Here is a 12,553-nt window from a genome sequence, read left to right as displayed (position 1 = left end):
CGCGGAGCATCGTTTGCCCGCATCCAGTGGCGCGGTCGCTGTTCGCATGCAATCCGTGCGTAAGGCCTTCGGAGACCGCATCGCCCTTGACGGTGCGGATCTCTCGGTCGCCTGGGGGGAGGTTCACGCCCTTCTGGGCGAGAATGGGGCCGGCAAATCCAGCCTCATGAACATCCTTGCCGGTTTCTACGGTGCGGATAGCGGGGTGGTGGAGGTCGACGGCCGGTCCGTCGCCTTTGCGGAGCCCCGGGCGGCCTCGGCCGCCGGCATCGGCATGATCCATCAGCATTTCAAGCTGGTCGGTCCGCTGACGGTCTTGGAAAACCTCCGCCTAGCCTGCGGCAAGCGGGCCGGGTGGACATCCCATGAAGCCGCGCTCTCGGCCAGCCAGACCATGGCGCGCGATCTCGGCTTCGTGCTGCCGATGGATGTCCGGGTCGACCAGCTCTCGGTGTCCGAGCAGCAGAAGGTCGAAATCCTGAAAGTGCTGTTGGGTGGCGCGCGCATCCTGATCATGGATGAACCGACCGCCGTTCTGGCCGAAAGCGAGGCCGCCGGCATGCTGGACCTGGCCCGGCGGCTGGCCGATGACGGGCGGGCCGTCATCCTCATCACCCATAAGCTGCGCGATGTGAGTGCGACGGCCGACCGCGTCACCGTCATGCGGGCCGGCAAAACCGTCATTGACGGCGCATCGGCGCGCGGCCTGTCCTCGGCCGAACTCGCCCGCGCCATGGTGGGCGGGGAGACGGCCGTGGTCCGTCGCGGCGCCGCCAGCCTGTCGGCTCAGGTCGTGCTGGAACTGAAAGGCGTCGGCACCGCCGCCGCCGAGCATGACGTACCGCTGCGCGACCTCAACCTGCGGCTGCATAAGGGCGAAATCCTGGGCGTCGCCGGTCTGGGCGGCAACGGCCAGTCCGAACTCCTGGAAACCATCATTGGCCTGCGTGCGCCTATCGCGGGCGATATTATCATGCATGGCGAAACGGCGCCGGTGCAGCCGGCCGAGCGGCGGGAGGCCGGTTTGCGCTTCGTGCCCGCCGACCGCTTTCATCTCGGTCTTTTCGGCAGCCTGTCGCTGGCGGAAAATCTGGCCGTGCCGGCGCTGTCCGGCCGCCGCCCGGAAAAGCGCTGGTGGGTGACAAAGGGCTGGATGCGCGGCCGGGCCGAAACTTCGATCCGCGATTACGAAATCGCCGGCGGTGTGGCCGATACCCAGGCGCGGCTGCTCTCGGGTGGCAATGCCCAGAAGCTGATCCTCGCGCGGGAATTCGAGGGCGAGTTTTCCATCCTCATCGTCCATTCGCCTGTGCGCGGGCTGGATGTGCGGGCGGCGGCGGCGGTGCAGAACCGTCTGCTGGCGGCCGCCGCGCGCGGTGTCGGCGTGCTGATGATTTCCGAGGATCTGGACGAGGTGCTGGCGCTGTCCAGCCGCGTCGCCGTCCTCTCTCACGGCCGGCTGTCCGATGCCATGCCGATCGAGCAGACTGACCGAGCCGAGCTTGGCCGGCTGATCCTGGAAGGTCACTGAGTGTCCGTGATGCCCTATCGCCTTGTCTTGTCGCCGCGTCTGGCGGTGCCGCGCTGGCTGACGGCCGCGACGCTGATCGGCGGCATCGTCTTCGGGCTGATCTGCTGCGCCATCTTCCTCATCGCCTTCGGCGTGCCGGCCAGCGACCTCGGCAATGAATTCATCCTCTATGTCTTCGGCAATAGCGCCGGGCTTGACCAGACATTGACGCGGGCGATTTCGCTCACCCTCGTCTCGATGTCCGTCGCACTTTGTCTGCGCATCCGTTTCTGGAATATCGGCGTCGAGGGCCAGCTCTGGATGGGGGCGCTGGCGGCGACCGCCGTCAGCATCTACCAGATCGGGCCGTGGTTTCTGCGCATGCCGCTGATGATCGTCGCCGCCATGGTCGGTGGCGCGCTGTGGTGCGGGCTGGCCGCTGTCGCCAAGGTGCGGCTGCGTGCGGACGAGGTCATCACCACGCTGCTGCTGAACTATGTCGCCTATCTGCTGGCGCAGGATCTGCTCTACGGCCATTGGCGCAACGCGGCCGACCAGTTTCCGATGACGCCGGTTTTCCCCAAATACGAGCAGCTGCCGAATTTCGGCACCTGGCATCTGCATTACGGCCTCTTCATCGCGCTGATCGTCGTCGTCTTCTGCTGGTGGCTGTGCCGCTACAGCCGCTTCGGCCTGCTGTCCAAGGCGGTATCCGAGAACCGCACCGCGTCCCGCGCGCTCGGTATTCCCGTCGCACGCATCACGCTGACGACCGCTTGCCTCGCGGGCGCCGTCTCGGGCCTCGCCGGGTTCAGCATCATTTCGGGCGAGGAGCACAAGCTGACGCAATTCGTCGGCAATGACTTCATCTTCCCGTCCATTGCCATCGCCTATCTGGGCCGCGCCAATCCCATCGGCGTCTTCATCGCCGCTCTCGCCGTTGCCGGCCTCTATACCGCCGGGGATTCGCTGAAAGCCTTCTACCAGTTGCCGGATACGGTGGTGGTGACGATGGAGGCCTTCCTGCTGATGACCGTCGCGGCCTGCGACGTTTTCGTCCGCTACCGCATTTCCATCCTGCGCCAGCGCCCCAAGGTGGCCACCGAGGGGCAGAAGGCATGAACGGCTTCGTGACGGGCTTCCTGGGGGACTGGATCGGCGCCATTCCGGTCTTCGCCGCGCCCTATCTTCTGGCGACGACCGGCCTGATCATCAATGAGCGTGCCGGCGTCATGAATCTCGGTGCCGAGGGCATCATGTCCATGGGGGCGGTCGCGGCCGTCATCGCGATGCTGTCCGGCCTCGGCCTGCCGATGGCGGTCCTGATGGGCTGCCTCGCGGCGCTGGGCATGACGCTTCTTTTCGCGTTGCTGACGGTGGTGCTGCGGCTGGAACAGGTTCTGTCCGGCCTTGTCATCTTCGCCTTCGGCGTCGGCCTGTCCGGCGTTATCGGCGACAGTTTCGCCAATCAGCCGATCAAGGCGCTCGGCCCGATCTATCCTGCCGCCTTCACCGGCTTGCCGCGCTGGCTGGCCCGTTTCACGGACCAGGATCCACTGACCTATTTCGCTTTTATTCTGCCCTTCATCGTCTGGTGGGTGCTGGAAAAGACCGAGCTTGGCCTGCGCCTGCGTTCGGTGGGCGAGAACGCGCCGGCGGCGGACGCGGCGGGCGTCAATGTCATGCTCATGCGCCTTGGTGCCGTTCTGGTGGGCGGCATCATTCTGGGTCTGGCCGGCGCGCATCTCAGCCTCGTCGGCAGTCAGGTCTGGGTGACGGGCATGGTCAGCGGCCGAGGCTGGATTGCCGTGGCGCTTGTCACCTTCGCGCGCTGGAACACGCTGCGGGCGATAGGTGCCGCCGTGCTGTTCGGCGCGGTGCAGGCCGTTATCCCGCTGCTGCTGTCGAGCGGGCTGCATGTGCCGATCTATCTGATCCAGATGATGCCCTATCTGGCCACCATCGCTGTGCTGGCGGCGTCCGGCATGGGCCGGCTGCGCGCCAGCGCCCAGCCCGAGGATCTGGCCCGGCCTTTCCTGCGCGAAGAGCGGCGTTAACGTCCATCAGGTTTTCGTTGAAGCGCCCTTTATCGTCGCCCCCGGACTTGTTCCGGGGGCCTACCCAGTAGGGCGCCCAAACCTCGTCTGGGCGCTCGAAGGGGTAGGTGCCCGGCATAAAGCGCGGCTGGCTAAGCCGGGCACGACACAGTGAAGGGTGCTTCGGCCTTAACCTGAAACGCTCTCTTCAGCGCGGGCGGCGGCTGCGCTCCGACACCGCATCGTCGGGCGTCGTGCTATAATAAGTCTGCTTCGCGTCATACATGGCCTGGTCGGCGATGCGGATGGCCTGTTCCAGCCGCATGCCCTCGCGCGCCGTGGCGCATCCCATCGCGGCGCGCAGCGGCGTGGTGTAGAACTGATTGTTGATCGCGAACAATTCCTCGATCTGCATCATCAGCGTATGGGCCGCCGCTTCATCCGCCTTGGGCATGAGAATGGCGAATTCATCGCCGCCGATGCGGCAGGCGAAATAGGGTTCGGCGGCGGCCTTGTTGAGCACTTCACCGGCGCGGCGCAGCAGCGCGTCACCCGCCTGATGGCCCCATTCGTCATTGACTTCCTTCAAGCCGTTGAGATCGACCATGATGATGGAAATCGGGTATTGGCCCCGCCGTTCCAGCCGGTTGATTTCCTCGACATGGAAGGAGCGGTTATAGAGTTTCGTCAGCTCGTCATGCTTGCCGAGGAATTCCAGATAGGCCTCGGCCTTCTTGCGTGCCGTGATATCGGTCAGCGCGATGAGCACCATGCCCCAGTCATCCTCATGGCCGGGCATGACGGAGAATTGCAGGTGCAGATAGATTTCCTCGCCGGTCAGGCTGTAATTGACCACCTCAAGCTGATGGAACAGGTTGCCGTCCCATAGATGCTTCAGCTGCTCGGCGAAGGGCCGTTCCATCTTGTCGCGAAAGATGTCGCGCGTGTTTTCCAGCAGGGTCTGCCGGTCCGGCGCGCGGAACAGGCGCAGCGTATAGTCATTGACGTCGAGAACGCGAATTTCGCTGATGCAGCGGTGAATGAATTCGTTGTGGACATCCAGGAAGACAGGGAAATCGACGATGCCGCGCTGCCGCACATCGGCCAGCAGACGGCGGATGGCGCTGAAATCCTCGACCCAGAGTGAGACGGGAGAGAAGGCGAAAAGCCCCCGCGCGTAACGCTCGCTTTCCAATAACAGACGGCGGCTCTGCTCGCGCTCGGTCACGTCCTGCACGGCCACCAGCACGCGCCCGAAACTGTCCTCATAGCCGGGCAGCAGGATGCCGGTGATCTCCACATCCAGCCGCCGTCCGGTGAGCGTATAGTTCACCGTGCGGCTGGCAAAGCGGGCATGCCCGTCCCACAGCGCCACCAGCTCCGTCGCATGAACGGCGAGGGAGTCGGTGCCGAAAATGCGGTCCAGATTGCCGATGAGCTCGTGAAAGCCCTTCGCCTCATACAGATCCAATGTGCATTGGTTGACCTTGATGACATGCAGAAGGGCGGCGCAGGCGCTGATGCGCGCGCTGTCCTCGGCAAAGTAATCGGCCAGCGACGTGACGCCCTGCGCACGCAGGTCGCCGAAGAAAGTTTTGAGGGCGCTGTAATCTTCCAGCAGGAGCGAGACGGGCGCGAGGTCGAAGGCGTCTGTATCGATGGAAGCAAGGAGGGCGGATGTCAGGGGTGCGCCCGGCTCGTCAAGGACTTGGTCAACCATAACGCCGTTTCATTCAAATGAAGACTGAGGGGATTAATAGCATTCCCGTTGGCATTAGGCCAACGGGACTATGCTTCTAACCCAAAGTCTAATTGAAACGGTTCGTGTCGGATCGAGTTCAGACCTGGCAGGGACGGATCAGGCTCGCGCAATCCTCGGCGCATAGGCGGCGGGGTTCACCACGGCCGGGCGGCCGGGCAGGGACAGGCTGGCCGCACGGGCCGGCGTGCGTGCGATGACACGGCCGGCGCGAATGACGGCGAGGCGCGTCGCCCTGAGCCGGATCGCCTCCACGGGGCTGGCCGCCTGTAGCAGCACCATATCGGCGCGGCAGCCGGGCGCGATGCCATAGCCGTCCAGGCCCATGGTCTTGGCGGAATGCGTCGTCACCGCCTCGAAACAGGTTGCCATGGCATCTTGCGAGGTCATCTGCCCCACATGCACGGCCATATGCGCCACTTCCAGCATGTCGCCCGACCCCAGAGAATACCATGGGTCCATGCAGCAATCCTGGCCGAGCGAGACATTCACCCCGGCAGCCAGCAGTTCAGGCACCCGCGTCAGGCCACGGCGCTTGGGATAGGTGTCGTGCGGGCCTTGCAGCGTGATGTTGATGAGCGGATTGGCAATGACGTTCATGCCGCTTTCCGCGATCAGCGCGATGAGTTTCGACGCATAGTAATTGTCCATCGAATGCATCGAGGTGCAATGCGATGCGGTGACGCGGTCGCCGAGGCCGAAGCGCACCGTCTCGGCCGCCATGGTCTCGACATGGCGGGACAGCGGATCGTCGCTTTCGTCGCAATGGATATCGACGCGCAAACCACGGTCGGCGGCGATGCGGAACAGCGCTGCCACCGATTGCCGGCCGGCCTCCATTGTGCGTTCGAAATGCGGAATGCCGCCGACGATCTCGATGCCGCGATCCAGCGCTTCCTTGAGCAGATCGACCGCGCGGGGCGAGCGGTAATAGCCGTCCTGCGGAAAGGCGACGAGTTGCAGGTCGATATAGGGTTTCACGCGCTCCCGCACTTCCAGCAGCGCATCGACCGCGATGAGGCTGTCGCTGATATCGATATGGCTGCGAATGGCCAGCAGGCCTTGCGCCACGGCAAGGTCGCAATAGCGCAGTGCGCGTTCCACCAAAGCGTCATGCGTCAGCAGGGGTTTCAATTCGCCCCAGAGTGCGATGCCTTCCAGCAGCGTGCCGGACCGGTTGATGCGCGGAATGCCCAGCGACAGCGTCGCATCCATATGGAAATGCGGATCGATGAAGGGCGGCGAGACGAGCTGGCCTTCGGCGTCGATAACCTCGCCGGCCTCCGCCGTGATAGCGCGCTCGACCGCGACGATGCGCTCGGCGCTGACCGCGATATCCTGGCCGCTGCGGCCGTCGGCCAAGGTTGCGTTGCGAATGAGAAGATCGAAGGTCACAGCGTCAGCTTCCGGTCTTGAGATGATCGTAGGTCGCGGTCAGGCGCTGCCGCAGATAGTCCGCACAGGTGATGGCGGGATAGCGCGGGGCCTCGCCGGGTGCGAGGCAAGTCGGCAAGGTTTCGACCACGGCATCGGGGTTGGCATCGGCGAAGAAGGCCACCGAATAGCGCTCGGCTTTCGGCCGCAGCACGCGATGCGGGGTGGAGACATAGACGTCATTCGTCCAGCGCATCAGGCAATCGCCGATATTGCAGACGAAAGTGCCGTCGATATGCGGCGCGTCCAGCCAGACACCGTCACGTCGTTGCACCTGCAACCCGGCGACGCCGTCCGTCGCCAGGATGGTGACATTGCCGTAATCGGTATGCTGGCCGGCGCCGATTTCGGCACCCTCCTGGGCCTCGCCCGCCGGGTAATGCAGCAGGCGTAAGGTGGCGATGGGCCGGTCCATCTTATCGGCGAAGAAATCCTCGGCAATGCCGAGGTCCAGCGCGAAGCCACGATGGATGGTGAGTTGCAAGGTCATGCAAGCGTCGTAATAGGCCAGAACCTGATCGCGCCATCCAGGAATATCGGGCCAGAGATTGATTCCGCGAAACGGCTTGCCGGCCAGAACTTCGGGGTCATCCGCGGGCAGCTCGAAACCGATATTGAAGGCTTCCTTCTGGTCGGGGCTGGCCTTGGCATCCAGCCGCTCGCCCGCCATGCCGACATAGCCGCGATTATGCGGGGACCGCTTGATGGATAATGTTTCCTTCACGGCATCCGGCTGCGCAAACAGCGTGTACGCCGCCGCGAAAATGCCCTTTGCCACGTCATCCGCGATACCGTGATTGCAGACGTAGAAGAAACCGACCTGCCGGCAGGCGGCGCCGAGCACGGCGGCCACCGCACGGCGTTCGTCCAGATCCGAAGACCGCAGGCCGGAAAGATCGATGATGGGGATATCGGTCATGAAATGCTCTCTGATGCCGGATGGCGCTAAGCGTCCGATCAAGCCGCGCCGGCAGGTTCGGTCAATTCCAGCAGGGTCAGCGTGACGGTGATCAACTGCTCAAGCTGCTTGGGCGTTATCGTGGCATCAAGCTTGCCATGGGCAGCCTGATTGCGCTCTCGCGCCAAGTTGCGGAGCATATCCGCCTCGTCCGGAGTGATGGCGCCGCTGAAGGCAAGAGCCTCCAGCATTCTTGCTGGCGGTTGCGGTCTCTCAAACGCCTCGGGCATCAGCCGTCGTGCGGCGGCTTCGAAGGCGGACCAGCCAGTCAGCAGCGCAGCGACGGCACCACCTTGGTCGAATACATAGGGTAGCCGGCGTACAATCTCCGTGACGGATTCTTTGGATTCCGGTGTCAGGTCAGGCTCGGTAGGCGCTCCTGGCGCGTACAGAATTTGGAATTCCCAATCTTTTTGAGTGGCAAAAATCGCCTGTACTTGTTGCAAGGGGGACTGGTCTTCCGATGCGCCGCCTCCGGCCGCGACTTCGATTGCAATTTTGCGGCCGGGCTTCACGGCAATGGCATCGGGGCGATAGCCTTTCATGAATGGAGGCAGAAGCTGACCGTTCGGATGTAGGAATACCTCGAAGCCATCCGCCTCAAGACCTGGAATAACCGTTTGCAGGATGGCACGTTCCCGCCGGCCCGGAGATTTACTCATTAGCGCCAATCCTCTGATGGATCGTCGGAAAGCCGCACGTAGAGCAGCGGCTTGGATCCCATGATCGCCTGTTCCAGAATAGGTGAGGGGGCACGGAACGCGAAGAAATTTTCCGGTTCGAACTTCTGGACCAGGATGCGTTCAACCTGCCTGTCGTCCAGGTAGATGTGCTGGGAGAAGGCATCGAGGACGGGTTTCACGATATTGTCGATGTCTCCCTGCATTTCCTCAGCCGGAAAATAAAATAGAGTCACCACGATCCGGCCAGCGCTGCAGAAATGCCCTTCGGGGAGAGCCCCTGCGCTGGCGGTGCGGATTTTATCTCTCCACGCTTCCCGGGTCGAGATGCGCTTTGTTTGCAGAGAGACGGGCGTGCCACCGACGACAAATTCCAGCGGGAAGGTGATTTCCACGGTCATCGGCGCTGATGGCTCCCTCTAATTCTATCGCTGGTGCCATAAAATCCAAAGAGGAGGGAAATTCAATTTGATATCGAATCAAACGACGCCCTTCGCCACCAGCAGCTCGATCGCCGCGTCATCCAGCCCTAGCGTATCGGCCAGAACCGCCTTGGTGTGCTGGCCGAGCGTCGGCGGCGCGCTGCGGTATTCCGGCGGGGTCGCGGACATGCGGATGGGATTGGCGACCAGCGCCACATCCACGCCCGCCGCATGGGGCAGGGTAATGCGCGTGTCCCGCGCCTGAACCTGCGGGTCGGCGAAGACCTGGGCCAGGGTATTGATCGGCCCGCAGGGTACGCCGGCCGCTTCCAGCGCCGCGATCCAGTCCTTGGTCGTGCGAGTGACGGAGACAGCGGTGAAAGCCTCCACGAAGGCCGCGCGATGTTCCACCCGCGCCCGGTTGGTGGCGAATTCCGGCATCAAGGCCCAGTCCGGATGGCCGGCGACGATGGCGAGTTTCGCGAACTGGCTGTCGTTGCCGACCGCCAGAATCATCGCCCCGTCCTGGGTCGGAAAATCCTGATAAGGCACGATATTCGGATGGGCATTGCCCATGCGCTGGGGCGCGCGGCCGGTGGTGAGGTAATTCATCGTCTGGTTGGCGAGGCTCGCCACCTGCACGTCCAGCAAGGCCAGATCGATATATTGCCCCTGGCCGGATTTCTCTCGGTGCAGCAGCGCGGCCATGATGGCGTTGGACGCATAGAGGCCGGTCATCACATCCGTCAGCGCCACGCCCACCTTCTGCGGCCCGGCCCCGGCCTCGCCATCACGCCTGCCGGTAATGCTCATCAGCCCGCCCATGCCCTGGATGAGAAAGTCATAGCCCGCGCGCTCGGCATAAGGCCCGGTTTGGCCGAAACCGGTGATGGAGCAATAGATCAGGCGCGGATTGATGGCGGCCAGGCTCTCATAGTCCAGCCCGTATTGCGCCAGGCCGCCGACCTTGAAGTTTTCCAGCACGACGTCGGATTGCCGGGCGAGGTCACGCACCAGGGCCTGGCCCTCGGGCTTGGTGAAATCGACGGTGACGGATTGCTTGTTGCGATTGGCGCAGAGGAAATAGGCGGCGTCCCGCGTGTCCTGCCCCTCGGCATCCTGCAAAAAGGGCGGACCCCAGGCCCGCGTATCGTCACCGCTGCCCGGCCGCTCGATCTTGATGATTTCGGCACCCAGATCGCCCAGCAATTGGCTGGCCCAGGGGCCGGCCAGAACGCGAGACAGATCGAGCACCCGAATATGCGACAGCGCGCCGGCCATTCTTTATCCACTCCAACGAGCGCCCAAGGGTCAGGCGCAAGTGACAGGACAGCACTGGCGCCCGTTGATCAAGTCGGATGCCCATGCTCTGTGACGCTCAGCCTTTCGCGACTGATGCAGGAGCTGCCCCCGTGACCAATTTCAACCAGCCGGTCGATGCCGCGCTCGTGCCGCGTTTCGCGGGCCACTCCACCTTCATGCGCCTGCCGGCGGTGGGCAGCCCCCAGGGCCTGGACGTGGCGCTGATCGGCGTGCCGTTCGACGGCGGCACCACCAACCGTGCCGGGGCGCGTCACGGCCCGCGTGAAATCCGCAACCAGTCCAGCCTCATGCGGCGGGTGCATCACGCGACCGGTGCCGCGCCCTATGACACGATGCAGGTGGCGGATCTGGGGGACTGTCCGGTGAACCCGATCGATGTCCGGGATTCGCTGGCCAAGATCGAATCCTTCTTCCTGGAAGTGGTCATGGCCGGGGCTGTGCCGCTGTCGGCCGGTGGCGATCATCTCATCACGCTGCCCATCCTGCGCGCGGTCGGCCGCCGCGCGCCGGTGGGCTTGATCCATTTCGATGCGCATTCCGATACCAATGACACCTATTTCGGCGACAATCCCTTCACCCATGGCTCGCCCTTCCGCCGCGCCATCGAGGAAGGCGTGCTGGACCCCAAGCGCATGGTGCAGATCGGCCTGCGCGGCTCGCTTTATACGACTGACGATCACGGCTGGGCGCGGGCGCAGGGCATCCGCCAAATCTATATCGAGGAGTTCGTCGGGCGCGGCGTGGACAGCGTGATGGACGAGGCCTTGGCCATTGCGGGTGACGGCCCGACCTATGTTTCTTTCGATATCGACAGTCTGGACCCGTCCATGGCCATCGGCACAGGCACCCCGGAGATCGGCGGTTTCACCACTCGGGAAGCGCAGTTCATGCTGCGCCGCCTGAGTGCCGTGAATATCGTCGGTGCCGATGTGGTGGAAGTGGCACCGCCCTTCGACCCGTCCGGGCTGACGGCGCTGACCGGGGCCACGATGATGTTCGAACTGCTATGCGCCATCGCCGCCGGCAGGGCGGCCGCCAGTCAGGAGGCTTTGGCATGAGCACGACCCATTTCTACCAGCCCGGTCTGGGCCACCGCCTGCCGCATGATCCGCTGAAGGCGATCATCGCGCCCCGGCCCATCGGCTGGATTTCGACCGTCAGCGCCTCCGGCCTCGTTAATCTCGCACCTTATAGTTTCTTCAATATGGTGTCCGACGCGCCGCCCATGGTCATGTTCAGCAGCAATGGCTGGAAGGACAGCGTGCGCAATGTCGAGGAAACCGGAGAGTTCGTTGCCAATCTCGCGGTCGAGGCTCTGGCCCGGCAGATGAATGAAAGCTGTGCGCCGGTGCCGCATGATGTGGACGAGTTCGAACTCGCCGGGCTCGCCAAGGCGCCGTCCTTTCTCGTCGCCCCCCCGCGCGTGGCCGCCGCCCCGGCGGCGCTGGAATGCAAATGCCTCTCCATCCAGCAGCTCAACGGCCTGGATGACGTGGAGGGGTCAAACTTCATGGTCATCGGCCAGATCGTCGGCGTGCATATCGATCCGGCCTATCTGAAGGACGGACGCTTCGATACGGCCGCCGCCAGCCCGCTTGGCCGCTGCGGCTATCGCGGCGACTATGTCGCTGTCTCCAGCCTCTTCGAAATGGTGCGCCCGGGCTGAGAGCGGGGCCGAGAATCCCCTTACCGTCATGCCCGCGAAAGCGGGCATCTTCTTGTCCCAGGGATCAACCGAGAAGATTCCCGCTTTCGCGGGAATGACGTTGCTTCAACGAGAAGCGGGTTACTTGAAGGTGATGACGACGACATCGCCGCCCAGGCTCAGCATCAGCCCGGTGCGCTTGGCGTGCAGATGCAGCACCACGCCGTCATTATTCTTCAGCCACAGATCGCCGCTGCTTTTGTCGCCGAAGGCGAAGCCGTAGCGGCCCTGCACATAGGAACCAGGAAACTGGTTGACGGATTTCAGGCCATAGACCTCGCCCGTGGCGTCGATGGTCGACGCACCGATACCGCCGACGCCGAGGCCGCCGACATTGAAGTTATAGCTGCGGCCCTGGTAGTTCAGCGTGCCGTAGCCGCCATTGCCGCTGCCGATGAAGGCGGCCTGAACCTGGTGCATGACAAGCGTGCCATCAGGCGTCTGCCCGTTCACGGTATTCGGACCGGCGCCAGAATGACTGCAAGCGCCAAGGCCCGTGACGGCGATACTTGCCGCGAGCATCATGCCCAGATGGAGCCGTCTGGCATGGCGGGCTGTTGAGATTTTCATCATCCTGGACCCTTTCTGGCACCCCTTATGGTGCATCGCGTGATTCCTGGGGCACGCGCTGTGCCTCAGTCGCAACTTCGCTTGACACGTCTTTGTGAAATCTATCATTTCCGGCGATGGGTGAATAGCAGCCCTGGATGGCCAAAAGCGGAGTGC

General features: G+C 63.6%; 12 protein-coding genes. 5 read left to right on the top strand and 7 right to left on the bottom strand.

Annotated elements, in window-relative coordinates:
- Positions 1-13: 13 nt before the first annotated feature.
- The 3 genes from ASILVAE211_RS13030 to ASILVAE211_RS13020 are packed head-to-tail and all read left to right on the top strand — an operon-like array spanning position 14 to position 3,567.
- A complete protein-coding gene (locus ASILVAE211_RS13030; protein ID WP_227321762.1) occupies positions 14-1,531 on the top strand; it encodes an ABC transporter ATP-binding protein in 1,518 nt (505 codons plus the stop codon).
- A gap of 9 nt (positions 1,532-1,540) precedes the next feature.
- Positions 1,541-2,632 (top strand): ABC transporter permease, encoded by a 1,092-nt coding sequence (locus tag ASILVAE211_RS13025; protein WP_227321761.1) that lies wholly within the window; start codon positions 1,541-1,543, stop codon positions 2,630-2,632.
- Positions 2,629-3,567: an ABC transporter permease gene (locus tag ASILVAE211_RS13020; RefSeq protein WP_227321760.1), complete on the top strand. Its 939-nt coding sequence runs from the start codon at positions 2,629-2,631 to the stop codon at positions 3,565-3,567. The genes ASILVAE211_RS13025 and ASILVAE211_RS13020 overlap by 4 nt, the downstream gene beginning before the upstream one ends.
- Positions 3,568-3,754: 187 nt before the next feature.
- Here ASILVAE211_RS13020 and ASILVAE211_RS13015 read toward each other — a convergent pair whose 3' ends face one another.
- The 6 genes from ASILVAE211_RS13015 to ASILVAE211_RS12990 all read right to left on the bottom strand — a co-directional run bounded on the left by ASILVAE211_RS13015 (position 3,755) and on the right by ASILVAE211_RS12990 (position 10,080).
- Positions 3,755-5,266, bottom strand: coding sequence for a GGDEF domain-containing protein (locus tag ASILVAE211_RS13015; RefSeq protein WP_227321759.1), 1,512 nt, complete (start codon positions 5,264-5,266; stop codon positions 3,755-3,757).
- Positions 5,267-5,404: 138 nt separating this feature from the next.
- Entirely contained in the window at positions 5,405-6,700 is a 1,296-nt protein-coding gene (locus ASILVAE211_RS13010) for an amidohydrolase family protein (RefSeq protein ID WP_227321758.1), read from the bottom strand.
- Between the two features lie 4 nt (positions 6,701-6,704).
- Entirely contained in the window at positions 6,705-7,658 is a 954-nt protein-coding gene (locus ASILVAE211_RS13005; RefSeq protein WP_227321757.1) for an isopenicillin N synthase family dioxygenase, read from the bottom strand.
- Positions 7,659-7,696: 38 nt separating this feature from the next.
- Entirely contained in the window at positions 7,697-8,359 is a 663-nt protein-coding gene (locus ASILVAE211_RS13000) for a hypothetical protein (RefSeq protein ID WP_227321756.1), read from the bottom strand.
- A complete protein-coding gene (locus ASILVAE211_RS12995) occupies positions 8,359-8,778 on the bottom strand; it encodes a RusA family crossover junction endodeoxyribonuclease (protein ID WP_227321755.1) in 420 nt (139 codons plus the stop codon). Before ASILVAE211_RS12995 ends, ASILVAE211_RS13000 begins: the two co-directional genes overlap by 1 nt.
- 78 nt (positions 8,779-8,856) lie before the next feature.
- On the bottom strand, positions 8,857-10,080 hold the full coding sequence (locus tag ASILVAE211_RS12990) for a CaiB/BaiF CoA transferase family protein (RefSeq protein ID WP_227321754.1): 1,224 nt from the start codon (positions 10,078-10,080) through the stop codon (positions 8,857-8,859).
- A 131-nt stretch (positions 10,081-10,211) separates the two neighbouring features.
- Between ASILVAE211_RS12990 and speB the strand changes: the two genes are divergently transcribed.
- Complete coding sequence (speB, locus tag ASILVAE211_RS12985) at positions 10,212-11,180, top strand: agmatinase (protein ID WP_227321753.1); 969 nt, start codon at positions 10,212-10,214, stop codon at positions 11,178-11,180.
- Positions 11,177-11,788, top strand: a complete 612-nt coding sequence (locus tag ASILVAE211_RS12980) for a flavin reductase family protein (RefSeq protein WP_227321752.1) — start codon at positions 11,177-11,179, stop codon at positions 11,786-11,788. Before speB ends, ASILVAE211_RS12980 begins: the two co-directional genes overlap by 4 nt.
- 120 nt (positions 11,789-11,908) lie before the next feature.
- On the opposite strand, the gene ASILVAE211_RS12975 is transcribed toward ASILVAE211_RS12980, so the two are convergent.
- Complete coding sequence (locus ASILVAE211_RS12975) at positions 11,909-12,397, bottom strand: hypothetical protein (protein WP_227321751.1); 489 nt, start codon at positions 12,395-12,397, stop codon at positions 11,909-11,911.
- Positions 12,398-12,553 lie beyond the last annotated feature (156 nt).

This window comes from Acidisoma silvae, assembly GCF_020618775.1.
Taxonomy (GTDB): domain Bacteria; phylum Pseudomonadota; class Alphaproteobacteria; order Acetobacterales; family Acetobacteraceae; genus Acidisoma; species Acidisoma silvae.
Note: the sequence above shows the minus strand (reverse complement) of the source record. Positions and strands in the feature narration are given on the sequence as shown.